Annotated in this window: 20 protein-coding genes; 17 read left to right on the top strand and 3 right to left on the bottom strand. The window is 58.4% G+C overall.

Features of this window, described 5'->3' with window-relative positions:
* Nucleotides 1-208 precede the first annotated feature (208 nt).
* The 8 genes from cbl (at nucleotide 209) to ACJ8J4_RS05655 (ending at nucleotide 9,876) form a co-directional block, all read left to right on the top strand.
* Nucleotides 209-1,162, top strand: coding sequence for an HTH-type transcriptional regulator Cbl (gene cbl / locus ACJ8J4_RS05690; RefSeq protein ID WP_025303225.1), 954 nt, complete (start codon nucleotides 209-211; stop codon nucleotides 1,160-1,162).
* Between the two features lie 175 nt (nucleotides 1,163-1,337).
* Nucleotides 1,338-2,906: an ABC transporter substrate-binding protein gene (locus ACJ8J4_RS05685; RefSeq protein ID WP_049295813.1), complete on the top strand. Its 1,569-nt coding sequence runs from the start codon at nucleotides 1,338-1,340 to the stop codon at nucleotides 2,904-2,906.
* The gene (locus ACJ8J4_RS05680; RefSeq protein ID WP_049204111.1) at nucleotides 2,906-3,961 is read left to right on the top strand and encodes an ABC transporter permease; all 1,056 of its coding nucleotides are present in this window, start codon (nucleotides 2,906-2,908) and stop codon (nucleotides 3,959-3,961) included. Before ACJ8J4_RS05685 ends, ACJ8J4_RS05680 begins: the two co-directional genes overlap by 1 nt.
* Nucleotides 3,958-4,827: an ABC transporter permease gene (locus tag ACJ8J4_RS05675; RefSeq protein WP_016927339.1), complete on the top strand. Its 870-nt coding sequence runs from the start codon at nucleotides 3,958-3,960 to the stop codon at nucleotides 4,825-4,827. Before ACJ8J4_RS05680 ends, ACJ8J4_RS05675 begins: the two co-directional genes overlap by 4 nt.
* Nucleotides 4,817-5,659: an ABC transporter ATP-binding protein gene (locus tag ACJ8J4_RS05670; RefSeq protein WP_025303222.1), complete on the top strand. Its 843-nt coding sequence runs from the start codon at nucleotides 4,817-4,819 to the stop codon at nucleotides 5,657-5,659. The genes ACJ8J4_RS05675 and ACJ8J4_RS05670 overlap by 11 nt, the downstream gene beginning before the upstream one ends.
* Nucleotides 5,656-6,327 carry an ABC transporter ATP-binding protein gene (locus ACJ8J4_RS05665; RefSeq protein ID WP_141998302.1) on the top strand — a complete coding sequence of 224 codons (672 nt, stop codon included), beginning with the start codon at nucleotides 5,656-5,658 and terminating at the stop codon, nucleotides 6,325-6,327. The genes ACJ8J4_RS05670 and ACJ8J4_RS05665 overlap by 4 nt, the downstream gene beginning before the upstream one ends.
* 132 nt (nucleotides 6,328-6,459) lie before the next feature.
* Entirely contained in the window at nucleotides 6,460-8,034 is a 1,575-nt protein-coding gene (locus ACJ8J4_RS05660) for an ABC transporter substrate-binding protein (RefSeq protein ID WP_089181023.1), read from the top strand.
* 231 nt (nucleotides 8,035-8,265) lie between these two features.
* On the top strand, nucleotides 8,266-9,876 hold the full coding sequence (locus ACJ8J4_RS05655; RefSeq protein WP_025303219.1) for a hypothetical protein: 1,611 nt from the start codon (nucleotides 8,266-8,268) through the stop codon (nucleotides 9,874-9,876).
* Here the strand turns inward: ACJ8J4_RS05655 and ACJ8J4_RS05650 are convergent.
* Nucleotides 9,873-10,541, bottom strand: coding sequence for a prepilin peptidase (locus ACJ8J4_RS05650; RefSeq protein ID WP_025303218.1), 669 nt, complete (start codon nucleotides 10,539-10,541; stop codon nucleotides 9,873-9,875). The two genes, ACJ8J4_RS05655 and ACJ8J4_RS05650, sit on opposite strands and share 4 nt — an antisense overlap.
* Before the next feature lie 430 nt (nucleotides 10,542-10,971).
* Here ACJ8J4_RS05650 and ACJ8J4_RS05645 point away from each other — a divergent pair, with 430 nt between their 5' ends.
* On the top strand, nucleotides 10,972-12,471 hold the full coding sequence (locus ACJ8J4_RS05645; RefSeq protein WP_043138566.1) for a YchO/YchP family invasin: 1,500 nt from the start codon (nucleotides 10,972-10,974) through the stop codon (nucleotides 12,469-12,471).
* On the opposite strand, the gene narL is transcribed toward ACJ8J4_RS05645, so the two are convergent.
* On the bottom strand, nucleotides 12,468-13,118 hold the full coding sequence (gene narL / locus ACJ8J4_RS05640) for a two-component system response regulator NarL (RefSeq protein WP_043138564.1): 651 nt from the start codon (nucleotides 13,116-13,118) through the stop codon (nucleotides 12,468-12,470). The genes ACJ8J4_RS05645 and narL overlap by 4 nt on opposite strands.
* Nucleotides 13,119-13,128: 10 nt before the next feature.
* Entirely contained in the window at nucleotides 13,129-14,913 is a 1,785-nt protein-coding gene (gene narX, locus ACJ8J4_RS05635) for a nitrate/nitrite two-component system sensor histidine kinase NarX (protein WP_043138561.1), read from the bottom strand.
* Between the two features lie 350 nt (nucleotides 14,914-15,263).
* Here narX and ACJ8J4_RS05630 point away from each other — a divergent pair, with 350 nt between their 5' ends.
* From ACJ8J4_RS05630 to ACJ8J4_RS05595, 8 genes are all read left to right on the top strand, one after another.
* Nucleotides 15,264-16,658: a NarK family nitrate/nitrite MFS transporter gene (locus ACJ8J4_RS05630; RefSeq protein ID WP_025303214.1), complete on the top strand. Its 1,395-nt coding sequence runs from the start codon at nucleotides 15,264-15,266 to the stop codon at nucleotides 16,656-16,658.
* 772 nt (nucleotides 16,659-17,430) lie between these two features.
* On the top strand, nucleotides 17,431-18,330 hold the full coding sequence (locus ACJ8J4_RS05625; RefSeq protein ID WP_060433321.1) for a winged helix-turn-helix domain-containing protein: 900 nt from the start codon (nucleotides 17,431-17,433) through the stop codon (nucleotides 18,328-18,330).
* 180 nt (nucleotides 18,331-18,510) lie between these two features.
* Entirely contained in the window at nucleotides 18,511-19,473 is a 963-nt protein-coding gene (locus tag ACJ8J4_RS05620; protein WP_025303213.1) for an NAD-dependent epimerase/dehydratase family protein, read from the top strand.
* Nucleotides 19,474-19,647: 174 nt separating this feature from the next.
* Nucleotides 19,648-20,697 carry a UDP-N-acetylglucosamine--undecaprenyl-phosphate N-acetylglucosaminephosphotransferase gene (gene wecA, locus ACJ8J4_RS05615; protein WP_025303212.1) on the top strand — a complete coding sequence of 350 codons (1,050 nt, stop codon included), beginning with the start codon at nucleotides 19,648-19,650 and terminating at the stop codon, nucleotides 20,695-20,697.
* Nucleotides 20,698-20,742: 45 nt separating this feature from the next.
* Entirely contained in the window at nucleotides 20,743-21,876 is a 1,134-nt protein-coding gene (locus tag ACJ8J4_RS05610; protein WP_025303211.1) for a polysaccharide export protein, read from the top strand.
* 27 nt (nucleotides 21,877-21,903) lie between these two features.
* Nucleotides 21,904-24,087 (top strand): polysaccharide biosynthesis tyrosine autokinase, encoded by a 2,184-nt coding sequence (locus tag ACJ8J4_RS05605; protein WP_043138547.1) that lies wholly within the window; start codon nucleotides 21,904-21,906, stop codon nucleotides 24,085-24,087.
* A 4-nt stretch (nucleotides 24,088-24,091) separates the two neighbouring features.
* On the top strand, nucleotides 24,092-25,390 hold the full coding sequence (locus tag ACJ8J4_RS05600) for a flippase (protein ID WP_049204106.1): 1,299 nt from the start codon (nucleotides 24,092-24,094) through the stop codon (nucleotides 25,388-25,390).
* Nucleotides 25,371-26,219: an ATP-grasp fold amidoligase family protein gene (locus tag ACJ8J4_RS05595; RefSeq protein ID WP_025303208.1), complete on the top strand. Its 849-nt coding sequence runs from the start codon at nucleotides 25,371-25,373 to the stop codon at nucleotides 26,217-26,219. Before ACJ8J4_RS05600 ends, ACJ8J4_RS05595 begins: the two co-directional genes overlap by 20 nt.
* Nucleotides 26,220-26,221: the final 2 nt, after the last annotated feature.

Genomic DNA, 26,221 nt, shown 5'->3' with positions numbered 1-26,221 from the left:
TGATTGAAGGCATGTTTTTATTGTGGTTATCTATCCCTTTATTTTTAAAGTCATTCGCTGTTTTTTGTCAGTTTCCCATCCCCTATGCGAAGCAGAATGATCGACTTAGTATTAAATTGCATAAGTAAAGGTTATTTCTTATTTGTTCAGCCCCGCGGGACTCCGTATCAATATGGCTAACGCTACTGGAAGAAACAGGGAGACGGGGATGAACTTTCAACAATTAAAAATTATTCGTGAATCGGCGCGCTGCAACTACAACCTGACCGAGGTCGCCAATACGTTATTTACCTCGCAGTCCGGCGTCAGTCGGCATATTCGCGAGCTGGAAGAAGAGCTGGGCATCGAAATATTCATTCGCCGGGGCAAACGGCTGCTGGGCATGACCGAGCCCGGCAAAGAGCTGCTGGTGGTGGCGGAGCGCATTCTCAACGACGCCAATAACATCCGTCGCCTGGCGGATGTCTTCAGCAGTAACGACTCGGGCCAGCTGCATATCGCGACGACGCACACCCAGGCGCGCTATAGCCTGCCGGGGGTGATCAAAGAGTTTCGCGCGCTTTATCCGCGGGTGCGGGTGGTGCTCAATCAGGGCAGCCCTGAAGAGATCGTCTCGATGTTGGCCGCCGGCGAAGCCGATATCGGCATTGCCAGCGAACGGCTGATGAGCGACGAATCGCTGGCGTCGTTCCCATATTACCGCTGGCATCACACCATTCTGGTGCCGGAAGGGCACGAGTTGACGCGTCAGCCGCAGGTGACGCTGGAGATGCTCAGCACTTTGCCGCTGATCACTTACCGGCAGGGCATTACCGGGCGCGCGAAGCTGGATGCGGCGTTCAAAGCGGCGGGCCTGACCCCGGACATCGCGCTCAGCGCACAAGACTCCGACGTGATTAAAACCTATGTCGAACTGGGATTGGGCGTGGGCGTGCTGGCGGACATGTCGTATGAAAAAGAGCGCGATCGCGGGTTGGTCAGCCTCAACGCCGAGCATTTGTTTGAACCCAATACGGTATGGCTGGGCCTGAAACGCAGCCAGCTGCAGCGCAACTATGCCTGGCGCTTTATCCAACTGTGCAACCCGACGCTGTCGCTGACCGAAATCAAAGACAAGGTCTTCTCGTCGCAGCTGGACGCGGTGATTGATTACCAGATTTAACCGATAAGCGGCAGGCAATTCCTGCCGCGCATTCTGCATTGCCCGCCTAATAATCAAAACCCCATCTATATACATAAAAAGAATATCTATAGTGATTTAAGTACCTTCAGCTGCCGATCGCGCTCGCATACACTCGCAAAATTATTATAAATTCCATCCGCTTGGAGAGTTTCAGATGAAAGCGCTCGTTCCTTCTTTGCTGTTTTTGGCCGTGGCGGCCAGCGTTAACGCACAGGCGGCGACGCCGGCCAACACGTTGGTGATCGCACAGTCTATCGATGACGTGGTCAGCTTTGACCCGGCCCAGGGATTTGAGTTAACCACGGTGCAGTCGTTCAACAGCCTGTATCAACGTTTGATCCAGTCCGATCCGCACAACCCCATCGATCTCAAGCCGACTCTGGCCAGCAGCTGGCAGGCCGGCGCCGATAACCGCAGCCTGACTTTCAGCCTGCGCTCGGACGCTAAATTCGCCAGCGGTAACCCGCTGCGGCCGGAGGACGTGATCTTTTCGCTTTCACGGGTGGTGAAATTGAATCTGGAGCCGTCGTTTATCCTAACGCAGCTGGGCTGGAACGCGAAGAACGTGGATCAACACCTGACCAAGGTGGATGACCATACGGTAAAAATCAGCTGGAGTGAAAACGTCAGCCCGGCCTTCGTGCTCAGCCTGCTGTCGGCGCCGGTATCCTCGATTGTCGACGCCAAAGAGGCGCTGGCGCACCAGCAGGGCGACGATCTGGGGCACCAATGGTTGAACAGCCACTCCGCCGGCAGCGGCCCTTACAAAATTCGCACCTATGTGCCGCACGAAGTGGTGGTGCTGGACGCGAACCCCGGCTCGCCGGAAGGGGCGCCGACGTTGAAAACCATCCTGATCAAAAACGTGCCCGATCCGGCCGCGCGCCGTTTGCTGATTGAGCAGGGCGATGCCGATATCGCCCGCAACCTGGGGGCGGACCAAATGGCGGCCCTGAAGGGCAAGCCGGGCGTCAAACCGTTGGCCATTCCTTACGCCTCGCTTTATTACCTGCAGTTCAACGCCAAGGCGTCGCCGGCGCTCGGCAACCCGGCATTTTGGGAGGCGGCGCGCTGGCTGTTCGATTACCAAGGCATCGCCGACGATCTGCTGAAAGGGCAGTTCCAGAGCCATCAGGCATTCCTGCCGGACGGTTATCTGGGCGCGCTCAAGGATCAGCCGTACAGCTTCAATCCACAGAAAGCCAAAGAAATACTGGCCAAAGCGGGGCTGAGCAACGTCAGTTTCCGTCTGGACGTCAACAACCAGCCGCCGTATCTGGATATCGCTCAGGCGCTGCAGGCCAGTTTTGCTCAGGGCGGCGTGAAGGTCGAACTGGTGCCGGGCATCAGCTCGCAGGTCTCCACTAAGGTGAAAACGCTTAACTACGATGCGACGCTGACCTCCTGGGGACCGGATTACTTCGATCCTAACACCAACGCGGCCGCCTTTGCCTACAACCCGGAGGACGGCAGCAAGACGCTGGCCTGGCGAGCCAACTGGCAGATCCCGGCGCTGAGCAAGTTGACGCTGGCCGCCACTGCAGAAAACGACACCGCCAAACGGGTGGCCGACTACCAGCAACTGCAGAAAGAGGTGCAGCAAAGCTCGCCGTTTGTCATCGGCCTGCAGGCGCGCAGCCTGATCGCAGTGCGTGACAACCTTAAGGGCTATGTGCAGGGCATCAACCCTGACATGGTGTTCTACAGCAAGGTCAGCAAGTAATGGCTGCTGACCTGTCCGCCAGCGCCGGGGCGGCCCGGCGGTATTGGCGCAGGGGCGGGCGGCTGCTCGGCGGCGCGCTGTCGCTGGCGTTAACGCTGCTCGGTCTGCTGCTGTTCACCTTCATGCTGTCGCACCTGGCGCCGATCGATCCGGCGCTGCAGGTGGCGGGCGATCACGCCAGCGAAGCCACCTATGCGCAGGTGCGGCACGAGCTGGGGCTGGATCAGCCTCTGCCGGTGCAATTTTGGCGCTATCTGGTGCACCTGGCGCATGGCGATCTGGGCATTTCGCGCATCACCGCCCAGCCGGTGTTGAGCGATCTGCTGCGTACCTTCCCGGCGACGGTGGAACTGGCCACCTGCGCCATTATCCTCGGCGCTCTCGGCGGCATTACGCTGGCGTTTCTGGCGGTGCTCAAACCGGGCAGTTGGCTGGATAACGCGGCGCGCTTGCTGTCGCTGATCGGTTATTCGGTGCCGATTTTCTGGTTGAGCCTGCTCGGGCTACTGCTGTTCTACGCCACGCTGCACTGGTCGGCGGGGCCGGGGCGGCTGGATGACATTTACTTGTACAGCATGGAGCCGCGTACGGGTTTCGTGTTGATTGACAGCTGGCTGTCCGGCGATCGCGAAATGTTCTACAACGCCATCAGCCACCTGTGGCTGCCGGTGGTGGCGCTGGCGCTGCTGTCGATGGCGGGTATCACCCGGCTGCTGCGCGCGGCGATGCTGGAAGAATGCAACAAGGAATACGTGACGCTGGCGCGCTCCAAGGGCGCCGGCCGCCTGCGCATTCTGCTGCGCCATGTGTTCCCCAACGTGCTGGGCACGCTGATCACCGTACTGTCTCTCTCCTACGCCAGCCTGCTCGAGGGCGCGGTATTGACCGAAACGGTGTTCGCCTGGCCCGGCGTCGGGCGTTACCTGACCTCGGCGCTGTTTGCCGCCGACACGCCGGCGATCCTCGGCGCCACGCTGCTGATCGGCACCTGTTTCGTGCTGTTGAATGCGCTGGCTGACGCCTTGACCTATTTAGTGGATCCGCGAACCCGATGAGCCAATATCTCTCTGAACACGAACCGCAAAGCGAGCCGGCCGTCGGTTACCGCCGCGGTCGGCGCCTGACCACGCTGACGCTGGGCGCGGCGCTGGTGGCGATCCTGATCGTCACCGCGCTGCTGGCTCCGTGGCTGGCGCCTTTCGATCCCAATCTGCAGCATATCGAGCTGCGGTTACTGCCGCCTTCCGCCGCACATTGGCTGGGCACCGACGGCTTCGGCCGCGACTTGCTCTCCCGCGTGATTTACGGCGCACGGCCGACGTTGATCCTGGTGTCGTTGATTCTGGTGTTGACCATTCCCATTGGTCTGCTGGTCGGCATTTGCGCCGGTTATCTCGGCGGCTGGGTAGAGCGTATTTTGATGCGTCTGACCGACATTTTCCTGTCGTTGCCGAGCCTGGTGATCGCGCTGGCGTTCGTGGCGGTCATGGGGCCGGGGCTGATGAACGGCGCGCTGGCGTTGGCATTGACCAGCTGGCCGGCCTTTGCCCGCCAAGCGCGGGCCGAAACCCTGGCGCTGCGCCGCAGCGACTACCTGGCGGCAGCGCGTATGCAGGGCATCAACGGGCTGCGGCTGATGGTCGGCCACATTTTGCCTTTATGCCTGCCGAGCGCGGTGGTGCGCGCGGCGCTGAGTCTGGGCGGCATCATCTTGTCCGCCGCCGGTCTGGGGTTCCTCGGCATGGGCGTCGCGCCGCCGACCGCCGAATGGGGATCGATGGTGGCCGAAGGCAGTAAAGTGATTTTCGACCAATGGTGGGTCGCCGCCGCACCGGGCGGGGCGATCCTGTTCGCCAGCCTGGCGTTTAACCTGCTGGGCGATGGCCTGCGCGACAAAATGGATCCTCGTCATGGGCACTGATAACACCTTATTGACCGTTGAACGTTTGGCGATCGGCGTGCCGGGGCCGCAGCCGGTGGCGCTGGTGAAGAATATTTCGTTCAGCATGGGGCGGGAGCGACTGGCGCTGGTCGGTGAGTCCGGCTCCGGCAAATCGTTGACCGCGCGTGCGCTGATGGGGCTATTGCCGCCGCCGTTGCAGCTGCAGGCGCAGCGCCTGACGTTGGGCGATGAAGACTTGACGCGCCTGAGCGAACGCCAGTGGAGCCGCCTGCGCGGCGACCGGGTGGCGATGGTGATGCAAGATCCCAAACATGCGCTGAATCCCAATCAGCCGATCGGCCGTCAGGTGGAGGAACCGCTGGTGCTGCATGCCAAGCTAAGCCGCGCCGAGCGGCGTGAAAAAGTGCTGGATATGTTGGCGGCGGTGGGGTTGCCCGATCCGGCGGCGCTGTGCGGCCGTTATCCGCATCAGCTCTCCGGCGGGATGGGGCAGCGGGTGATGCTGGCCATTGCGTTGATCAACGATCCGCAGCTGTTGATTGCCGATGAACCCACGTCGGCGCTGGATCACCAGATGCGCGATCAGGTGCTGCAACTGATAGACAATCTGGTGGCGCAACGCAACATGGGGCTGATCCTGATCAGCCACGATTTGCAGCAGGTGGCGCACCACTGCGAGCGGGTGCTGGTGATGTACAAAGGCGAGCTGTTGGATCAACTGCCGGCAGCAGAGCTGGCGCAGGCCACGCACCCTTATACTCGCACGCTGTGGGCGTGTCGGCCGAGCCGCGAGACGCGCGGCAAACCGCTGCCGGTACTGGACCGCGCGCTGTTGGAGACGTTGAAATGAGCGTAATTGCACTGGAGAACCTCAGCGTCAGTCACCGTCAGGGCTATGAACAGCGCACCGTGGTGCACGACGTTAACCTGCGCATCGAACCGGGCGAGTGTTTCGGCCTGGTGGGGCCTTCCGGCTGCGGCAAGTCCTCGTTGCTGTGGGTGCTGGCCGGGCTGAACGACAGCTGGCGCGGCGGTTTTGAACTGCTCGGGCGGCAGCTACAACCGGGGCAGGTATTTACCGGCGAACTGCGGCGCGAGGTGCAGATGGTGTTTCAAGATCCCTATGCTTCGCTACACCCTAAACACCGGCTGTTGCGTACGCTGTCGGAACCGCTAAAACTGCTGCAGGAAAGCGACATCGAACGCAAAATCGGCGCGGGCTTTCGCCAGGTGGGGTTGGATCCGCGCCTGCTGGATCGCTATCCGCATCAGCTGTCGGGCGGGCAGCGGCAGCGCGTGGCGATCGTGCGCGCATTGCTGCTGCGGCCGAAGCTGTTGCTGCTGGATGAGCCGACCTCGGCGCTGGACATGTCAGTGCAGGCGGAAATCCTTAACCTGCTTAACGAGCTGAAACAGGCGGGCGATCTGACTATGGTGCTGGTCAGCCACGATGCGGACGTGATTGACCATATGTGCGATCGTTCGGTGGCAATGGCGCACGGCCGCATCATCGTTTGACCCTATGCCCGCCAACGTGGCGGGCATATCCATCTTGGTAATAAATAAAGCAATTTATCGTCGTTCTTCTGTTAATTCTTACCCTCTACACTCGTCAAACAGCGCAACCGCGTGATTGTGGAGAGTGTATCGATGAAACGGTTAATCCCAACCTTGTTGTATGGCGCGCTGGCGGCCGCTTTCGGTGCGCAGGCCGCCACCCCGCAGGATACCTTGGTGGTGGTCAGTTCGCTGGAGGGCATTATCAGCCTCGATCCGGCGGAGAGCTTTGAAACCGTCAGCTCGGCCAATCTGGTCAACCTCTATCAGCGCCTGGTGGCGCCGGATCGCGCCGCGCCGCAAAAGCTGGCGCCGGACGCCGCAGGCAGTTGGCAGGCGGGCGCCGATGGCCACAGCCTGACCTTTACCCTGAAACCGCAGCAACGTTTTGCTTCCGGCAATCCGCTGCGGCCTGAAGACGTGATTTTCTCGCTGGTGCGTGCGGTAAAGCTGAACAAGGCGCCGTCGTTTATTCTCGGTGAATTTGGCTGGACGCCGGATAACGTTGAGCAGCAGCTGAAGAAGGTGGGGGATAACCAGGTGCAACTCACTTGGCCCGCCAACATCGGCAGCGAGCTGGCGCTACGGCTGCTGACGGCGAACGTGGCTTCGATCGTGGATGAGAAGCTGCTGAACGAGCACGCGCAGCAGGGGGACTACGGTAACGCCTGGCTGCGCAGCCATTCCGCCGGCGGCGGCCCGTATCGGGTAAATAACTATGTGCCGCATGAGGCGCTGCTGTTTGGCCGCAACGATTACGCGCCGTCGCCGGCAAGGTTGAAAACGGTGCTATTCAAGAACGTCAGCGACGCCGGCACCCGCCGTTTGCTGTTGCTGAAGGGGGATGCCGACGTGGCCTACGATCTGGGCGCCGACCAGTTCGACTCGCTGCGCAACGCGCCGGGCGTGCGCATCGAACAGGCCGATGCGCCCCGGATCTATTACCTCGGTTTCAACACCGGCAGCAAAGACAATCCGGCGCTGGGCAATCCGGCGTTGTGGCAGGCCGCGCGCTGGCTGGTGGATTATCAGAGCATCGCCGAGCAGCTGCTGAAAGGGCAATATCGCGTGCATCAGGCCTTCTTGCCGCAGGGATTGGACGGCGCGCTCGACGATCGGCCATTTAAGCTCGACGTAGACAAAGCCAAACAGATCCTGCGCGATGCCGGCATCGCTGAAGGTACGCGCATCGATCTTATCGTCATCAACCAACCGCCGTATACCGACATCGCGCAGGCGCTGCAGGCCAGTTTTGCGCAGGCCGGACTGCGGTTGGATATCCATCCGGTGGTGGAAAGCGATCTGTGGGGCAAGATGCGCGGCCGCGATTTTCAGGCGATCTTCACCTACTGGGGCGCCGACTACCTGGATCCGAACACCAACGCCAGTGCCTTTGCTTACAACGTGTCAGGCGGGCCGAAAACCTTGGCCTGGCGCACCCAGTGGGACATTCCCGCCATCAGCGCGGAAACGCGTGCCGCGGCTGCGGAAGGGAATAGCGCCGCGCGCAGCGCACGCTACGTCACGTTGCAACGGGAATTACAGGCCAGTTCGCCCTATGTGGTGGCGCTGCAGGGGCAAACGCTGGTGGCATTGCGGGACAATGTCGAAGGTGCCCGGCTGGATATCGCCAACAGCATGTTGTATCTGGATCGGGTCAGTAAGTGACGGCAACGCCGTGCGCCTGGCCGAGCTTTCTGTCGCGCCATAGGCCGACAGCGCGTGAAATCGCTTGCTGTTGCCACCACGAATCGTGAAATGTTGTGTCAGGGTGAAATAAAATGAAATTTCATAACGTGCTCATATGACGGTGATAGATTGGCTTCGAAAGGCGGCGTTGTTTACGCCTTTCACCGCGGTCGTCCGCAATGATGCGGACACATCACGTCAGGAGAGATTATGGACAATAACGAAAAGGCTTCAGCAGCGCGCGCAGCAACCTTGCTTGCCACCGGTGAGGTGGTTACGCCGGAACAGTTTTATCAGGACAGCGACGGAAGCAACTGGGGGCCGGCGATCAACAAAGCGGCGGCGGCGGCGCTGCAAGCCGGCGGTACGTTGTCCCTGGGGAAGCGGGTGTATACGGTCGCCGGACACGTACTCATTCAGACGACAACGGACATCTACGGCGGCATCGGTTTACGGGTGGTCGGATTGGGGCGGGCGACCAAAATTGTCAAGACGGCAGACAGCAGTTACACCAACGAACAGGGCGAAACGAAGAAAGCGGTGATCGTGGTAAAAGGCTTCGCCAATCTGACGCTGCACGGCTTGACGTTGCGGGATGATACCGGCGTAGACGACACCCACGGCGTGTGGTTCAGCGACCGCAATATGACGAAGTTTGATATTCGCGACATTTACACCAAGGTCGGCGGTTATTCGCTGTTTGTCTCGGGCGACATGTTCATCAACTGGCTGGTGAACGTGCAGATGGAGGCAAACGCCAATCGCCCGGGCGATGGGGTGCTGTGGATGGACAAGTCTGGCACCACCAATTTTATAGACGGCCTCTACGCCGCTCGCGCGAAGGGTACGGCGTTCAGAATTTCAGGGTTTTACTCTACTATCGGCTCGTTGGCTGCGGATGACTGCATCGGCGATATCTACTCTTTCAAAGATTTTAACGGCACGATCAATTCGTTGGGTTGCGAGAACCGCAACACGCAGCGCGCCGCCAATGTCAGCGTGCTGTCCACCAACTTTGCCCAAGGCACGATAGGCAATATCAATATCCAGGACGCGCAGAATGTGGAGAGCGGGGGCGTGTTGTGCCGATTCATCAACGAATCTCGTTGGGATATCGGTCAGTTGACTCTTTACAGCGGTTCTAAGACGCCTTTCCCGGTGGCGATCGCCGCCTGCAGCAACAATACCGAGGTAACCTTCAGTAACGTATACAACGGCGGCGTCCCGGTGGCCGGCAAAAGCACCGTCGATGTGACGTCGTTTTTAAGCGGGGTTGAAGCGATGTACAGTCTGGGCGAGCGGGGTATTGCCCCTTCCGCCTCCAGCAACCATTTGCCGCGCAATATATCGAAACAGCCATCGTGGACTTTTTTAGGCACCCTGACTGCGCCGGATCGGCAACCTACAACGCGCATTACTCTTCAACAGGGCGTAAGCACCAAGGTGCTGGCGTGCGATTTATATATCACGTTCGATCTGACCTCGCAGGCGACCGCCTTTGTCGTCAATAAAGGCAGCTATAGCGCGAAAGGCGCCTTTATGTTGCGTCGCACTGGGCCGTTGAGCTGCGAAATATATTACCGTGTCGAGAAAGATTTCGGCTTTGGCAGTTATCAGGTGCAGACTACACGCGGCAGCTACTGGCGGCCGGACGGCGTTTCGTTGAGCACGCCGCCCTCCGATGCGTTGGAAATCCGCAGCGATGAGGTGTTATCCACGACCAGACTCGCGGTGATCCAACCACTGGCCAATCCGACAACGGCCAGCACGGCGGAAGTGGCCGGATTGCTCAATCGGCTGATCGAGACACTGAAGAATTAACCGAATAACGCCGGCGCGTTCTGGCCGGCGTCCAGCAAGAGCAGCAACCAGCCGGCGGCCGCCAAGGCGATGCCGAAAGGCTGCGGCGTTCGCCAGGCGCGACGGTTGCGTCGGCCGCGCGCCAATGCCATGCCTAATCCGAACATTGCCGCCAGGCAGACCAGCAGCGGCAATATTGTCCAACCGAGCCAGGCGCCCAGCGCGGCCAACAGTTTGAAATCGCCCTGTCCGATGCCGTTACGCCGCCGCACCTGCCGATAAAGCGCGTTGAGCAGCCACAATGCCCCGTAACCGGCCACGGCGCCGAGAACCGCGTCGTCAAGCGTTGCCCAGCGAGCGTCAAGATTGCACAGCAGCCCGCCCCACAGCAGCGGCTGGGTTAGCCGGTCCGGCAGCCACCGGTGACGCCCGTCTAGCCAGGCCAGGGCGATCAGCAGTGCCGCGGCTGGCGGTAACCACAGCCGGTGTGCTGCCGGCAGGTCGAAGGGCAACGCCGTCAACGCCAAACCCAGGGCCGTTAGCAGCAGGCTGCGGCGGCGCAATCTCGGCGGGCTGGCGCGCACGGCCGCCGTTCGCTCCAAGCGGGTGATGAGCGCGAAGGCGACCAGACCCGCCGACAGCAGCGCGGTGAAAAACAGCGCGTGCCACAGTGAGGAAATAAACATCAAGGCTCCGCCAGTCGTGAAACAGATGTTTAAAATAACGGCAAAATGCATATTTCATCGGGGTGAAATGCGGTGGATTGTGAGGAATGCGCAGTCGTACGCATCGCCACTTTACGTATTGCAGAGTGATACAATGCCTTGCGCGGTGGCGCTCAGCAGTGGTGTGCTGTGCTTTTTATCGGCAAAATCGACGCTAAAATGCGGTGAATTCATTTGGCGGCGGGAATGGATCGGTAAATGGTGCAAGTGACGCTGTCACTGAAGCGCGATTGGGGTTTATCCTATTGTTTCTGCTCGTCAAGCCGTTAGGCTTTAAGAGAGAGGCGTCCCCGCCAGGCCGGGACGTAAGGTTTTTCAGATCTGCCGTGGGAAAGGCGGCAGCAAAGCAGTGGGTTGGCATGCTCCAGGAGGGAGGGAGGCCAACGGTGTCATGAAAGACGTGATTCAGGCAATACTTATCAAGACCAAAAAACGATTCTGGCGCCGACGCCAGACGGCGTGGCTGGCCGGGCCACTGGTGTGGCTGGCCGGCGCAGCGGCCGCGTGCGCCGAATCCCCGCCGGCGCCGGACAGCGTCATCTCTTCTGAACAGGCCGCCGCGAATTTGCCGGAGTTGGGCGGTGCGCCCGACGATGCCGCGCGCGAGAAGCAGTGGGCCGAGATGGCCAAGCAACTCGGCGAAAAAGAGTTGAACAACGTTTCACGTCAACAGATGCGCAGCCGCGCCGAAGATTATTTGCTGGGCCAGGCGACCGGTGCGCTGCAGCAACAGGCGCAGGAGCTGTTGTCGCCGTTGGGTACCGCCAGGCTATCGCTGAAGATGAGCGGCGAGGGGGACTTTACCGGCAGCAACGGGCAGTTATTCAGCCCGCTGTACGACGTCGACGGATTGTTGACCTACAGCCAGATCGGCTGGCTGCAGCAAAGCGCCGGGGCGCTTGGCAATTTCGCGCTGGGGCAACGCTGGATCGCCGGCGACTGGCTGCTGGGGTACAACACGGCGCTCGACAGCGATTTTGCTCGGCAGCGCAATAGAGGCAGCGTCGGTGCGGAAGCCTGGGGGGATTATCTGCGTTTCTCCACCAACTATTACTACCCGCTGTCGGCGTTGTCGCAACAGCCCGGCGATGGGGTATTTTTCAGCCGTCCGGCGCGCGGTTACGACATCACGACGCAAGGTTATCTGCCGTTTTATCGCCAGATCGGCGGTTCGCTCAGTTATGAGCAGTATCTGGGCGATAATGTCGATCTGTTCGGCAGCGGCAAAAAACAAAACGATCCGCGCGCGATGCAGCTGGGGCTCAATTACACTCCGGTGCCGCTGGTGACGATGAAGGCACTGCATAAGATTGGCGCGGGCGGGCAGAGCCAGGATCAGGTCGAACTGGCGCTGAGCTATCGGCTCGGGGTACCGCTGGTGAAGCAGATTTCGCCGGAGTATGTGGCGCAGGCCAAGTCGCTGCGCGGCAGCCGCTACGATCCTATCGAACGCAAGAACGTGCCGGTGCTGGAGTTCCGTCAGCGCAAGTCGCTGCAGGTGTTCCTGGCTACGCCGCCGTGGAGCCTGCAGGCGGGGGAAACCGTGCCGCTGGTGCTGGAAATCAAGGCGCTGAACGGCATCACTCACGTCAGTTGGCAGGGGGATACGCAGGCGCTGAGCCTGACGCCGCCGCACAACGCCAACGATCCGCAGGGCTGGACAGCGATCGTGCCGCCGTGGGACGACGCGCCGGACGCCGCCAACAGCTACCGGCTATCGGTCACGCTGGAGGATGATAAACAGCAGCGCGTGACGTCCAACTGGATAGAGCTGAAAGTGGCGCCGCCGCTGACGGCAACCGCCGGCGATGACGCGGGCCTGCCGCCGATCAAAACCCTGACGCCACCGCCGATCCCGGCGCAAACCGGGCCGCTGTACGGCGGCGATTAACCGTTTTTGCCCTGCAGCACCCATACGGCGGCCTCGACGCGGGATTTTAGCTTCATCTTTTTCAGCAGGTGTTTGACGTGTACCTTGACGGTGCTTTCAGTGATGGTCAGGCGACGGGCGATCAGCTTGTTTGGCAGCCCTTGGGCGATCAGCTTCAGGATATCTCGTTCCCGCGGCGTTAGTTGCTGAATATCACGATCGGCGCTGGGGCGGTTTTCCCGCAGGCTGGCGGCGAGGATCGGCGTCAGCGCTTCGCTCAGTACCATCTGCCCGGCTGCCGCCTGATGCAGCGCCTTCAGCAGATCCTCCGGCTCCATGTCTTTCAACAGATAGCCGTCGGCGCCGCGTTTGAGCGCGCTGACGACGTCATCTTCATGGTTGGACACGCTGAACACCACGATGCGCCCTGACAGGTCGGTTTGGCGCAGACGATCCAGCGTTTCCAGCCCGTTGATGCCGGGCATGTTCAGGTCGAGCAGGATCAGATCCGGATCGTGCTGCTCCGCCAGCGTGACCCCTTGTTCACCGTTGCTGGCTTCGGCAATGACCTGCAGACGAGCGTCCATGCCAATCAGCTGTTTTACGCCGTTGCGCAGCATCGGGTGGTCGTCGATCAGTAAGATGGTGGCGGCGGTGTCTGTCGTCATGGTGTCTCCGTTAGTCGATGGCGTGGTTATCTGGCGTGAAGCTGACCCGCACCTCAGTGCCGCCGCCGCTGCGCGGTAAAATGTCGCAGCGGCCGTGCAGGCTCTTGGCGCGATCGCGCATGATGATCAAGCCGTAATGGTCGGGGCGAGACGTCTCGGCCGGCAGGCCGCGTCCGTTGTCGCAGACGCTTAGGGTCACTTCGCCCCGTTTATTGATGACCTGAATGCTCACCTCACTGGCGGCGGCATGCTTAAGGATGTTGCTGAGCGCCTCGCGGGCGATCTGCAGCAGGTGAATGGCCTGATAGGCCGGAACCGTGCGTGGCCCCAGCTGGTAATCGAGGCTGATGGTCAGGCCCAGCTTGGGATTGAACTCCGCCACCGTCGATTGCAGCGCCGCCAGCAGGCCCGGTTCGGTCAGCTGCAGGCGGAAGGTGGTCAACAACTCGCGCAGCTGGCGATAGGCGCCGTTCAGCTCTTCACGCATCTGTTGCACCAGTGCCTGGCTGGCCGAAGAGAGCGTTTCGCCCTGCATCTGCAGACAGGCGATCTGCATTTTCAGGCAGGAGAGCGATTGGGCGATGGAGTCGTGCAGCTCGCGGGCGATCGCCGCCCGCTCCTCCATCAGCATCAGCTGCTGTTGGTGGTCGACCTGACGCTCGATGGCCAGCACGCTGGTCAGCTGTTCCACCAGGGTATTGATCAGTTGGCGATGTTCATCGTTCAGCGGTTGCTGCGGCGCATGCTGTGCCACGATCACGCCGTAGTCGCCGAGCTTGTCGCTCAGGCTCCAGCTCAGCGACGGATTGTCGGGATGCTGGCGGTGGCTGTCGTTCAGGCAGGCGCTGCACACCGGGTTATGGCAATGCTCCGGCCTTAGCGGTTGGTTGCCGCTCAGCTGCAGCAGCGGTTCCCGGCTGTCGTTTTCATACAGCCGCACCTGAATGGCGCGCAACGGCGTCAGGGTTTGCAGTTGGTTGAGCAGCGGCGTCAGGCGGCTGCACAACGGCTCGCTGGCGTGCAGCTGGCGGCTGGCGCGGTAGAGGAAGCTCAGCACCTGATTTTTCTGCTGCAGGTCGGCGGTCTTCTCGGCCACGCGCTGCTCCAGCCCACTGTAGGTCGCCGACAGCTCGTCGGACATGGTGTTCAATGCGCCGCCAAGCGACGCCATTTCATCCTGGTGGCCGCGTTGTGCATAGCGGCGGCTAAAATCGCCGCGGCCTACCGCCAAGGCCATCTCCACCAGTTGCCGCCACGGATGCAGCAACCGGCGCCGCAGGTAGCAGGTGGTGCCGAACAACAGCAGCAGGGTCAGCGCGATGAAGCCGGCCTGCACCAGCGTCACCATCAGCAGGCGGCGCTCGGTTTGCCTGTCGATATCCGAGACCAGCTTGTCCAGCAGCTGCACGAAGTGCGCCACCTGCGGGGCGGCATCGGCCGGGCGCTGCGCGCTGCGCAGGCGAGGTTGCAGAGTCTGTTGCCAGTAATCACGCAAGGCGTCGAACGGTTGGGTCAACCCTTCCTGCTCCACCGAACGCTGCAGATCGGGGCTGTTTTCGTCGCGCTCCAGTTCGCGGATCAACGTTTCATGCCGTTCATCCAGCGGCACCTGCGCCAGCAGTCGGTAGCTTTGCATACGCAGCGAGCCGGCTTTGTTGATGGCGTGCGCGTTGCCCTGAATGCTTTGCGACATCCAGGCGGAAATCCCCATGCCGGCCACGCCCAGAATGCCCGACAGCAACATCAGCAGGGCGACCTGATTCACGATCGAAAGCGGGGCCAACAGGCGTTTCATAAGCGCGGGTTCCTGGCATTTGGCGCCGATGAAGCTCAGGGGCGAAGGCGGCGACGAGGTAAATAAGTAACGATTCAGCCGTATTTTTGATTATCCCTGAGCATAACCCCATACCTCGAATGAAGTACCCATTAGTTTCCAGCAGGACGGTGAAGCGGTAAAAATGACGGAGTGATGCTTTCTAATGCATTGATTAAAAGTGATTTAATTTTTATTCGGGGTGTACCCCTAAGGGGATGAAGGCGCTATTTGTGCCGCCAACTACTTGCATTCGGGTTGATATACATCAACTTTGCCGCCGGGGCCGCCCCCTAGGGTGTGCGGAATGATCCCCCGTGTCTGAGGTTTTTATGTCGCAACTTGCAACGCCTTCATCAAAGAAAACCGGTGCGCTGATTCAGGACTGGCGTCCTGAAGACAGCGCCTTTTGGCAGCAGCGTGGCCATCGCATCGCCACCCGCAACCTGTGGATTTCCATTCCCTGCCTGCTGCTGGCCTTCTGCGTCTGGATGCTGTTCAGCGCCGTTGCGGTCAACCTGAACAAGGTCGGTTTCAACTTCACCACCGACCAACTGTTCCTGTTGACCGCGCTGCCGTCGGTCTCGGGCGCTATTTTACGCGTGCCGTATTCCTTCGTGATCCCGCTGTTTGGTGGCCGTCGCTGGACCGCCATCAGCACCTGCTTCCTGCTGGTGCCGTGCCTGTGGCTGGGGTTCGCGGTGCAGGACAGCAGCACGCCGTACAGCGTGTTCGTCATTATTTCCCTGCTGTGCGGTTTCGCCGGCGCGAACTTTGCCTCCAGCATGGCCAATATCAGCTTCTTCTTCCCGAAAGCGCGTCAGGGCGGTGCGTTGGGGCTCAACGGCGGTCTGGGAAATCTGGGCGTCAGCGTCATGCAACTGGTCGCGCCGCTGGCGATTTCTTTCAGCCTGTTTGGCCTGTTTGGCGGCACGGCGCAAAATCAGGCAGAGGGGGGGCAGCTGTGGCTGGAAAACGCCGCCTGGATCTGGGTACCGTTCCTGCTGGTTGCCACCCTGGCGGCCTGGTTCGGCATGAACGATCTGGCCGCGGCCAAGGCATCGCTGCGCCAGCAACTGCCGGTGCTCAAGCGTGGGCATTTATGGATGCTGAGTTTGCTGTACCTCGCGACCTTTGGTTCTTTCATCGGTTTCTCCGCCGGTTTCGCCATGCTGTCGAAGACGCAATTTCCGGACGTAGTGATCCTGCATTACGCCTTCTTTGGGCCATTCCTCGGTGCGCTGGCACGGCCAGTCGGCGGCGCGCTGTCTGACCGTTTCGGCGGCGTGCGGGTGACGTTGATCAACTTTGTAGTGATGGCCGTGTTCGCCGCGCTGTTGTTCCTGACCTTGCCGATGGCGGGTGAGGGCGGTTCGTTCATCGCCTTCTACGGTATCTTTATGGTGCTGTTTCTCACGGCGGGGCTGGGCAGCGGGTCGACTTTCCAAATGATCGCCGTCATTTTCCGTAAAATCACTGTCGATCGCGTGAAAGCGGCCGGCGGCAGCGACGAGAGCGCGCAGCGTGAAGCGGTGACGGACTCCGCCGCCGCATTGGGTTTTATCTCGGCGATCGGTGCCGCAGGCGGCTTCTTCATTCCCCAGGCATTCGGCACTTCGCTGGCGCTGACCGGTTCCCCGGCGGGGGCAATGAAAGTATTCCTGGTGTTCTATATCTTGTGTGTGGTCATCACTTGGGCGGTGTATGGCCGCAAGAAAAAGGCCTGAGTATCAAACGATTTTCTCAATCCCTCCCGACAGGGGAGGGATATTTCGCTCATTCCGAGTCATCTCTCCTCGCTCTCTCAGTGAAATTTTCTGCCTTTAGGTAAAATTCTCATCTCCGTTTGCCGTTTTTTTCTTTTTTTATAGTTATATCTCTCAATATGGGAATGTCTTCTCCCAAGCGTATTATATTATTTGCACGGTTTTTTCGTTTTGTTGAGAGTATTCTTACATTAAAAGATTAATGTCTTTCCCGCAGGTTAAATGAAATTTCTGGGAGGGTAAGGCATAATTAGTGCGATTGTTATAAAATCAGCAATAGGGTTTTGTCTTAGATGCTGCACGCGCCGTGTGGAATGTGTGACAGGGTTAAATCAGATAACTCTCATTCTGTTTTTTCCGGCTTTTTGTAGTCTATCTGACAATCCGATTAGGTGGGAAAACACAATGAACTCACGGAGAAGAATGAAATTTCACAATTTCATTCGGTTAACAACTGAACAGGGTTGTTATTTTTTTCTTTTTAAATCAATGAGGTGATCATTTGAACTTTACGGTAGTCATGAAGGAAATCCATGTTGCCAACAGGGAAAAAGAGTCATTTGGATAAACGGAACATCCTTAATAAGGCCTAATGTAAAAAATGAAATCAGAAAATTTTTATAAAGGCCAATATCCGATGAATGCAACCTGTTGAGTTTACATTTAATTTCTTGAACATTTTTTGATATTTCTATACAAAGTGTGCAGGACAGGCACGCTAAGGAAATTAAAAGTGAATCTTGATAGAAGAATAAAGATTAGGAATCTCGATGTTCTGACTCCTGCCGGGGAGAAATTTCGTCTGCGTTGGAAGGAGTATCAAATTCTTTCGCTGCTTGTCGCCAGATCACCAGAACTGGTAACCCGAACGGAAATTATAGAAAATATCTGGAAAGGAACTTACTGCTCAGATTCAACGATAAATCAAACAATTAAATCTATTCGCCAAAAAATCAGCGACTCGGAACATACGCTTATCAGAACCATTCCTCGGCTGGGTTACAAGGTGGAAAATCAAGCGGCTTTTCACTTTATATCCGAGGATGAAGACTACGCTGATGATGATATATTAAATAGCGGTGAGGATATTGGTGTTAATATTCAAGCGGAACTTTCTGAAAGTGAAAGTGAGTCCCCTGAGGCACACGATGAAAAAATAGATAAGCCGCGTAAAACGACGCTTGTTGCAGCGCCTGTTGCAACGGTAGAACCCTCCCAGGAACCCACTCGTGATAAAAAGTCGGCGACGGTGCGCCGATTTTTCAGCATGCCCGCCAGTCGCGTAGTGAAATACCTGACGGCATTTGCTTCTTTGCTGGTTATTTCACATTTTTCATATGTGCTCGGCAACCAAACTCGCCCGCCGGTGATCAATGATATTCAGAACAATACGCGCGTCGTGTTGACGCTGACGTTGAATAACCCCCATACCAACAGCCCACAAACCCTGTTCTGCCTGTACCAGGGGGAGAGCATGGAGCAGGCGACCATCGAATGTGTCGACCCTAAGCAGGGGCAGCTTAAATTACCGGTAAAATATGAGACCTCTTCTACGCCGGGTAAAGGTCGGATTAATCTCATATTGCCGAATAAAACCTTGCAATATCAAGTTGCTTACGATGTTAAAAATTAGTGCTAAATGAGGTTTTATCTTTAGCGATAATTTTACATTTGATGAAATATTTTATTTCATTATTTGTTATTTGAAAGCCGGGTTCGATTTGTCCAGTCTGGAACTCATTACCTAACGCATATTAGCGTCCTGTTTCCATCGAGGTGACAGGAATAATGAGAACCTGCTGAGTGACAAATTATGGATAAGCGTAAAGTAGCTATTATCGGGGGTTCCGGTTTTATCGGAACACGCCTGGCGAAACGTCTCAGTGTGCGCGATGATCTGACGTTGGTCATCGTTGATAAACAACCTAGCGCACATTTTCCGGCGCTCTATCAGTATGGCGACGTGACGCAACCCGAGACCCTGCAAGAGCCGCTGGCGGGCTGCGACGCCATCATTAATCTGGCGGCGGAACATCAGGACAACGTCGATCCCATTTCGCTCTATTATCAGGTCAATGTAGAAGGTGCACGGCATGTCTGCATGACCGCCTCCGCGTTGAATATCCACCAAGTCATTTTCACTTCCTCGGTTGCCGTTTATGGGTTCGTCGAGCAGGAAACCGATGAAGGAGGGCGTTTCGATCCTTTCAATCATTACGGCAAATCCAAGCTCGAAGCGGAATACGTTTATGAAGCGTGGCGCAAGGCGGATAGCGCCAACAAATTGACCATCATTCGCCCGACGGTGGTATTCGGTGAAGGCAACCGCGGCAATGTGTATAACCTGTTCCGCCAGATCGCCAGCGGCCGATTCGTGATGATTGGCAGTGGCAATAATATGAAGTCGATGGCTTACGTTGAAAATATTGCCGCGCGGCTGGAGCATGCGTTGGACCAGCAGTCAAGTTATCAGGTCAGCAACTACGTCGATAAACCGGACTTTACGATGAATCAATTGGTCGACGTTATTTCCTCCTCGCTGGGCAGAGAAAATAAGACGATTCGCATTCCTTATGTGGTGGGAATATGCGGGGCGACCGCATTGGATGTCGTGAGTAAAATAAGTCGTAAAAAATTCCCAATCAGTCGCGTCAGAGTGCAGAAATTCTGCGCCAGAACGCAATTTAAAAGTAATGTGCAAAATAATTTCGTGGCGCCGGTTGAACTTGATTCGGCAATCGAAAGAACCATTAAACATGAGTTTTCTGATAGATAACTTAACCGCACGCTGACGTTATTTACTTATTTCCGCCGACAAGCGGATAAATCTGTATTTTTCAGGATTAATTCATGCTGACTTATATCCTGGCAGGATCAATTTTGTTTTTGTTAATAGCGCATTGGGAGCTGTAACTCAAGGGCGGTAGCGTGCTTATTCGCTGGAGGAACGATGTTATATCAACTGAGCGTGATATTTGTGCTGGCGGTAGCGTGGGTCCTTATTGCCCGCCGGGCCGCCTTAACGGTGGGATTAGTGGATAAGCCCAATGCGCGTAAGCAACATCTGGGACACATTCCGCTGGTCGGCGGTATCGCCGTGTACCTGACGCTGATGCTGATGACGCTGTGGCAACCCGCCTGGCTGCCTGACAGCACCGTCTATCTGCTGTGCATTACGGCGCTGGTGGTGTTGGGCGTGCTGGATGACCGCTTTGATCTGCCCGTGGCGCCACGCGTCATGGTGCAGGGAGGGATCGCGCTGGCGATGATGCTGGCGGCAGGGATGCAGCTTTCCTCATTGGGCTATGTTTGGGGGCATCAGGAAGTGATGCTCGGTTATGGCGCGTTGCTGCTCACGCCGCTGGCGGTATGGGGAGCGATCAACGCCTACAACATGGTGGATGGCATCGATGGGCAACTGGGCGCCTTGTCCTGCGTGACCTTCGTCGCGTTGGCTATCGTGTTCGGATTGGGCGGCAGGGAAGATCTGGCGCTGTGGTGCCTGGGCCTGATCGTCGCGCTGGCGGCCTATCTGTTGTTCAACCTGAGCCTGTTCGGCGCGCGCAACAAGATCTTTATGGGGGACGCCGGCAGCATGGTGATCGGCTTCAGCGTGCTGTGGCTGGTGTTGCTGGCGACGCAGGGGCCACAGGCGGTAATGCGTCCGGTCACCGCGCTGTGGCTGATCGCCATTCCTCTGATGGACATGGTGACTGTGATGGTGCGTCGCCTGTTGCGTCGCCAAAGCCCCTTCAAAGCGGGCCGCGATCATTTGCACCATATTCTGATGCGTCGTGGGCTCAATGCGCGTCAGGCGCTGGCGATGAGCACCATGCTGGCGGTGACGTTGGCCTGCATTGGCATTTGCAGTGAAGTGTTGCAGCTGCAGGAAAGCCAAATGTTGGTGGCGTTTCTGTTCTGTTTTTGCGGTTATTTCGTCATGTTGCGCGAACCGCGTCAGGCGACGGTGTTCAGCGATAATCCGACCGTCGGCCGTTAATCCCCTCACGGGCTGCGGCAGCAGCCCGTTTATCACGGTACTTCCATGAATTTTCATTTGCCTCTTTTGATGCCATTGGCCTTCACCTCCGCGCTGTTGAGTGGATGTACGGTGGTTCCCGGTTCACATTTACCGACCAGCGGAAAAGCCATCGTCGTGCAACAGGACGACGATTTCGATTTGAATGACCAGGTACAGGTTTATCGCATGTCGCCGATGCTGCTGCAGAAAATGCGGCGCGTAGAACCGGTCGCCCGGCCGAACCCGGCGCTGGATCAGCGATTGCAGAGCTATCAATACCGCATCGGCGTCGGCGACGTGTTGAACGTCACCGTCTGGGATCACCCCGAGTTGACCACGCCGGCCGGGCAATACCGCAGCGCCAGCGACACCGGCAACTGGGTGCATGCGGATGGCACGATTTTTTATCCCTATATCGGGCGAGTGGCGGTGGTGGGCAAGACCGTCACCGAAGTGCGCAGCCTGATCGCCGGCCGTCTGGCGCAGTATGTGGAAAGCCCTCAGGTAGACGTCAGTATTGCCGCTTTCCGTTCGCAGAAGGCTTACGTGACCGGCGAAGTGAAAACCTCCGGCCAACAGGCGATCACCAACGTGCCGTTGACCATTCTGGATGCGATTAACGCCGCCGGCGGCCTGACGGACAACGCCGATTGGCGCAACGTCGTGCTGACCCATCAGGGCAAAGAGCGGGCTATCTCGCTGCAGGCGCTGATGCAGCGCGGCGACATCAGCCAGAACGCGCTGCTGCAGCCGGGCGACATCCTCTACATCCCGCGCAATGACGAATTGAAAGTGTTCGTGATGGGCGAGGTGGGCAAGCAAGCGACGCTGAAGATGGATCGCAGCGGCATGACCCTGACCGAGGCCCTCGGATCTTCCGAAGGGATCAGCCAGACGGTGGCGGATGCGACCGGGGTGTTCGTGATCCGGCCGAGCGGCGGTAAAACACCGCAGCGACTGGCGACGCTGTATCAGTTCGATCTCTCCGACGCCAGCGCGCTGGCGATGGGCGCTGAATTTCAGCTGCAACCTTACGACGTCGTGTACGTCACTGCGGCGCCGGTCGCGCGCTGGAACCGTTTGATCAGCCAGCTGGTGCCGACCATCAGCAGCTTTAACGATCTCAGCGAGGCGACCTTGCGCGTGCGCAACTGGTAACTCCGCAGGGTGAATAAGGAACAGAAGATGAAAAATAATGCGCTGTCCGTGATGGTGGCCGAACAAGACGAAAAGCTGGAGTGGGAACGCCTGATTGGGCCGCTGTGGGATAACCGCTGGCGGATCGCCGTCGTGACCGGCGTGGCAGGCATGTTGGGCGTCGCCTACGCCCTGTTGGCCACCCCGGTGTACCAGGCTACGGCGGTGGTGCAGGTGGAGAAGCAGCTGTCCGGCGATTCGCTGCTGCGTGAAACGTTGGACAGTTCAATGATGGGGCAAAATTCGGCGACACAGGATGAGGTGACGCTGGCTAAGTCGCGCTACGTGCTGGGAAAAACGGTGGACACCCTCGGTCTGACGGTGCGCGTCAGCCCGGACTATTTCCCGGTGTTCGGCAAAGGCTTTGCCCGCTTGAGCGGTGAAAAGCCGCCGGTGCTGAGTATTGCCACGCTGACGACGCCGGCGGACATGGAGGGCGAAGCGCTGACGCTGACGGTGCGCGATGGGCAGCATTACGAGCTGAGTTATGACGGCAGCAAACTGTTCAGCGGCGTGGTCGGGCAGCCGGTGGCGCAAGGCGGTTGGAACATGACCGTCTCGGCGCTGGACGCTTCGCCGGGCGCCAGCTTTACCGTGGTCAAAGTCGCGCGTCAAGAAGCGGTGGACGATCTGCGTAAATACCTGGACGTGGTGCCGAGTGGCAAGGACAGCGGCATCATGACCTTTACGCTGCCGAGCGAAGATCCGCAGAGCGCCGAGGCAATGCTGAAGAACATCACCGACAACTACCTGCAGCAGAACGTGGATCGCAAAACGGAAGAAGCTCAGCGAATGCTGGCGTTCCTGCAAGAGCAGCTGCCGCAAACGCAAACCTCGTTGAACAACGCCGAAACCCAACTTAATCAGTTCCGCCAGCAAAATGACTCGGTGGATCTGTCGCTTGAAGCCAAATCGGTGCTGGATACTCAAGTGCAGCTCGAGGCCCAGCTCAACGAGCTGACCTTCAAGGAAGCGGAAATCTCCAAACTCTACACCCGCGCGCACCCGGCTTACCGGGCGCTGCTGGAGAAGCGCGCCACGCTGGAGGCGGAAAAGGCACGGCTGGGTAAACAGGTGCAGACGTTGCCGAAAATGCAGCAGGAGATCCTGCGTCTTACCCGCGACGTGCAGGTGGATCAGCAGGTTTACATGCAGCTGATGAACAAGCAGCAGGAACTGAGCATCAGCAAGGCCGGCACGGTGGGCAATGTGCGCATCATCGACGAAGCGGAAACCGCGCTGCGGCCGATTAAGCCGCAAAAGATGCTGATCGTATTGTTGGCGCTGCTGCTTGGCGCCGGGGGCGGCGCCATCGTAGTGCTGCTGCGTGCGGCCTTCCATCGCGGCATCAATGACATCGATACCCTGGAGAAGCGGGGCATCAACGTCTACGCCACCGTGCCGCTGTCGCCGTGGCAGGTGAAGCGCAACCGCGAGCAACGTCAGCTGCTGCCAAGGTCCGGGGGGCGGCGCTTGCCGATCCTGGCGGTGGCCGAACCGACGGACCTGTCGGTGGAAGCGATCCGCAGCCTGCGCACCAGCCTGCATTTCGCCATGATGGAGGCCAAGAACAACATTCTGATGGTCTCCGGCGCCAGCCCGGAAAGCGGCAAGAGCTTTACCAGCACCAACCTGGCGGTGGTGGTGGCGCAGGCCGGGCAGCGGGTGCTGTTGATCGACGCCGATATGCGCAAAGGCTTCCTGCACCGCTGGCTGGCGGATGATGGGCATCAGGGGCTGTCCGACATGCTGGTGGGCAACGTGATGGCGGAACAGGCGGTGCGGAAAACCGCCATCGCCAATCTGGACTTCGTGCCGCGCGGTCAGGTGCCGCCGAACCCGTCCGAACTGCTGATGCACCGCCGTTTCGCCGACTTCCTGCGCTGGGCCGGGCAGAACTACGATCTGGTGCTGATCGACACGCCGCCGATTCTGGCGGTGACGGACGCGGCGATCGTCGGCAATCACGCGGGTACCTCACTGCTGGTGGTGCGCTTTGAGGTGAATACCGTCAAGCAGATCGAAACCAGCATGCGTCGTTTCGAACAGAATGGCGTGGCGATCAAGGGCGTGATCCTCAACGGGATGGTGAAGAAGGCGGCAACCGACATGAGCTATTACAACTTCGCCTACCCAAGCCATCGGGAAGATCACCCGCAGGCAGGGGAATAAGCGGGTGAAGGCCATTATCACCAATGCCCTGTGGCTGATGCTTGAACGCGTTTCGCTCAGCCTGTCCGGCATCTTCGTCTCCATTTACGTTGCGCGCTATCTGGGGCCCGCGCAGTTTGGCACCCTCAACTATCTGTTGGCGACGATCGCCATCGTAGTGCCACTGGTGCAGTTGGGCGCCGACAGCATCATTTTCAACCGCGTCGCCCGCCGACAGCCGAGCGGCATTCGCCTGATGCTGGCGTCAATACGCCTGCGTCGTTGGCTGTTCCTGGTGGTGGCGCTGCCGATGCTGATATGGAGCTATTTCAGCCAATCGCCCGCCAGCCAACTGATGACGCTGTTGCTGCTTATCAGCGCCTATTTCTCGATTCAGGACGTGTACAAAATTTATTACGATGCCCGCCTGCAGTCGAAACGCAATACGCTGATCAACAACCTGGCGCTGCTGCTGTCGATCGGGCTGCGGCTGGCGCTGGTGAGCGCGGCGCTGCCGCTGGTGTGGTTCGCGGTACCCTACATCCTCAGCAGCGCCGTACCTTACCTGGCGCGCCTCTGGTTATTCCGTGCGGAAGCGGCGGCCTCGCCGCGGGTTACGCCGCGCCAGGCCAGGCGCTATGGCCGTTATTTGCTAAAGGTGGGCCTGCCGTTGGCCATCTCCAGCCTGTCGATAGTGATCTATACCCGCATCGATCAAATCATGCTGGGCAATCTGGTCGGCGAGCAGGCGGTAGGCTGGTTCAGTGCCGCCACCACCCTCAGCCAAGGCTGGGTTTTCGTGCCGATGGCGCTGATCACTTCGTTGATGCCGGGCATTGCCAGCTGTCGCGATCCGTTGGAGCAGGAGTACCGTATTCGGGTGCTTTATCTGGTGGTCTTGGGCCTGTCGTTGCCGGTGTTGCTGGGCCTATGGTGGTTCGCCCACCCGGCGATTGCGCTGCTGTACGGCGCCGCTTTCCAACCGGCCGCCAATATCCTGGCTATTTGCACGCTGACCTCGCTGTTCTCGGTAATGGGGACGGTTTCGTACCGCAGCATCGTGCTGTTCGCCGGCTATCGTTTTATCGCCATCAAGATGCCGTTGGTGGCGGTGGCGAACGTGGTGATGAATCTGCTGCTGATCCCGCGCTACGGCCTGATCGGTGCGGCGGTATCTACGCTGTTGGCGGAGTTCATTTCGTTCTTCGTGCTGAACAGTTTATTCCGTGGCGGAAAAATTACCCGACTGCAGCTGACCTGTTTTTACTGCCTGCCGCGTCTTGTCAGCAAATTAAGGAGAGAGCATGTTAAACATCCTGGTTAAAAATATTTCCAAGCGCCTGCCCGATGCCTGGCACCATCAGGTTAAATACGCGCTCTATTTCAAGAAGCTGCCGCACCTGTCAAAACCGACCGGCTTCAGCGAAAAGATCATGCGCCGCAAAATTTATCCGCGCAGCATCTACACCACTTTGTCGGACAAGTTCAAGGTGCGTGAATTTATCGCCGGCCTGTGGGGCGAGGAGTATCTGGTGGAGCTGTATGCGCATGGCACTGAACTTAGCTACGACATGTTCAGGCAATTGCCTAACGCCTTTGTGCTGAAGGCCAACCACGGCAGCGGCTATAACCGCTTGGTGTTCGACAAGCAGCAGATTAGCTACGCGGAGTTGTACGATCTCAGCAACGCGTGGATGCGCAGCAACTTTTATGAGCAGAGCCGCGAAAAGCATTATCTGGATATCGAACCCTGCATCATGGTGGAGCGCCTGTTGCTGGATGGCGAACAGGTGCCGAACGATATCAAGTTTCATTGTTTCAACGACAATCATGAAATTCGTATGTTCATCCAGGTGGATTACCAGCGTTTCGGCACCCATCGGCGCGATATTTTTGATATCGACTGGAACCGCACCGAAATTCGTATCAACTTGCCGAATGCAGACGAACCGATGCCGCGCCCTACACGGCTGGAGGAAATGATACGTTTGGCTCGCCAGACCGCGCAGCAGTTCTCTTATGTCCGTGTGGATTTCTACCAGGTCGGTGAGAAGGTGTATTTCGGTGAGTTGACGTTTACGCCTGGCGCGGGGTTAAGCAAGCTGATGCCGAAAAACATTGAGCAGGAATGGGGCAGTTATTTTACTGAGTAAAC

Source organism: Serratia sp. CY47280, from assembly GCF_052168655.1.
In the GTDB taxonomy this organism is placed as follows: domain Bacteria; phylum Pseudomonadota; class Gammaproteobacteria; order Enterobacterales; family Enterobacteriaceae; genus Serratia; species Serratia bockelmannii.
This window is presented reverse-complemented; position numbering and strand designations above follow the sequence as displayed.

Coding starts and splice junctions, on each gene's coding strand:
- cbl (WP_025303225.1), top strand. CDS start 209: ATGAACTTTCAACAATTAAAAATTATTCGTGAATCGGCGCGCTGCAAC.
- ACJ8J4_RS05685 (WP_049295813.1), top strand. CDS start 1,338: ATGAAAGCGCTCGTTCCTTCTTTGCTGTTTTTGGCCGTGGCGGCCAGC.
- ACJ8J4_RS05680 (WP_049204111.1), top strand. CDS start 2,906: ATGGCTGCTGACCTGTCCGCCAGCGCCGGGGCGGCCCGGCGGTATTGG.
- ACJ8J4_RS05675 (WP_016927339.1), top strand. CDS start 3,958: ATGAGCCAATATCTCTCTGAACACGAACCGCAAAGCGAGCCGGCCGTC.
- ACJ8J4_RS05670 (WP_025303222.1), top strand. CDS start 4,817: ATGGGCACTGATAACACCTTATTGACCGTTGAACGTTTGGCGATCGGC.
- ACJ8J4_RS05665 (WP_141998302.1), top strand. CDS start 5,656: ATGAGCGTAATTGCACTGGAGAACCTCAGCGTCAGTCACCGTCAGGGC.
- ACJ8J4_RS05660 (WP_089181023.1), top strand. CDS start 6,460: ATGAAACGGTTAATCCCAACCTTGTTGTATGGCGCGCTGGCGGCCGCT.
- ACJ8J4_RS05655 (WP_025303219.1), top strand. CDS start 8,266: ATGGACAATAACGAAAAGGCTTCAGCAGCGCGCGCAGCAACCTTGCTT.
- ACJ8J4_RS05650 (WP_025303218.1), bottom strand. CDS start 10,541: ATGTTTATTTCCTCACTGTGGCACGCGCTGTTTTTCACCGCGCTGCTG.
- ACJ8J4_RS05645 (WP_043138566.1), top strand. CDS start 10,972: ATGAAAGACGTGATTCAGGCAATACTTATCAAGACCAAAAAACGATTC.
- narL (WP_043138564.1), bottom strand. CDS start 13,118: ATGACGACAGACACCGCCGCCACCATCTTACTGATCGACGACCACCCG.
- narX (WP_043138561.1), bottom strand. CDS start 14,913: ATGAAACGCCTGTTGGCCCCGCTTTCGATCGTGAATCAGGTCGCCCTG.
- ACJ8J4_RS05630 (WP_025303214.1), top strand. CDS start 15,264: ATGTCGCAACTTGCAACGCCTTCATCAAAGAAAACCGGTGCGCTGATT.
- ACJ8J4_RS05620 (WP_025303213.1), top strand. CDS start 18,511: ATGGATAAGCGTAAAGTAGCTATTATCGGGGGTTCCGGTTTTATCGGA.
- wecA (WP_025303212.1), top strand. CDS start 19,648: ATGTTATATCAACTGAGCGTGATATTTGTGCTGGCGGTAGCGTGGGTC.
- ACJ8J4_RS05610 (WP_025303211.1), top strand. CDS start 20,743: ATGAATTTTCATTTGCCTCTTTTGATGCCATTGGCCTTCACCTCCGCG.
- ACJ8J4_RS05605 (WP_043138547.1), top strand. CDS start 21,904: ATGAAAAATAATGCGCTGTCCGTGATGGTGGCCGAACAAGACGAAAAG.
- ACJ8J4_RS05595 (WP_025303208.1), top strand. CDS start 25,371: ATGTTAAACATCCTGGTTAAAAATATTTCCAAGCGCCTGCCCGATGCC.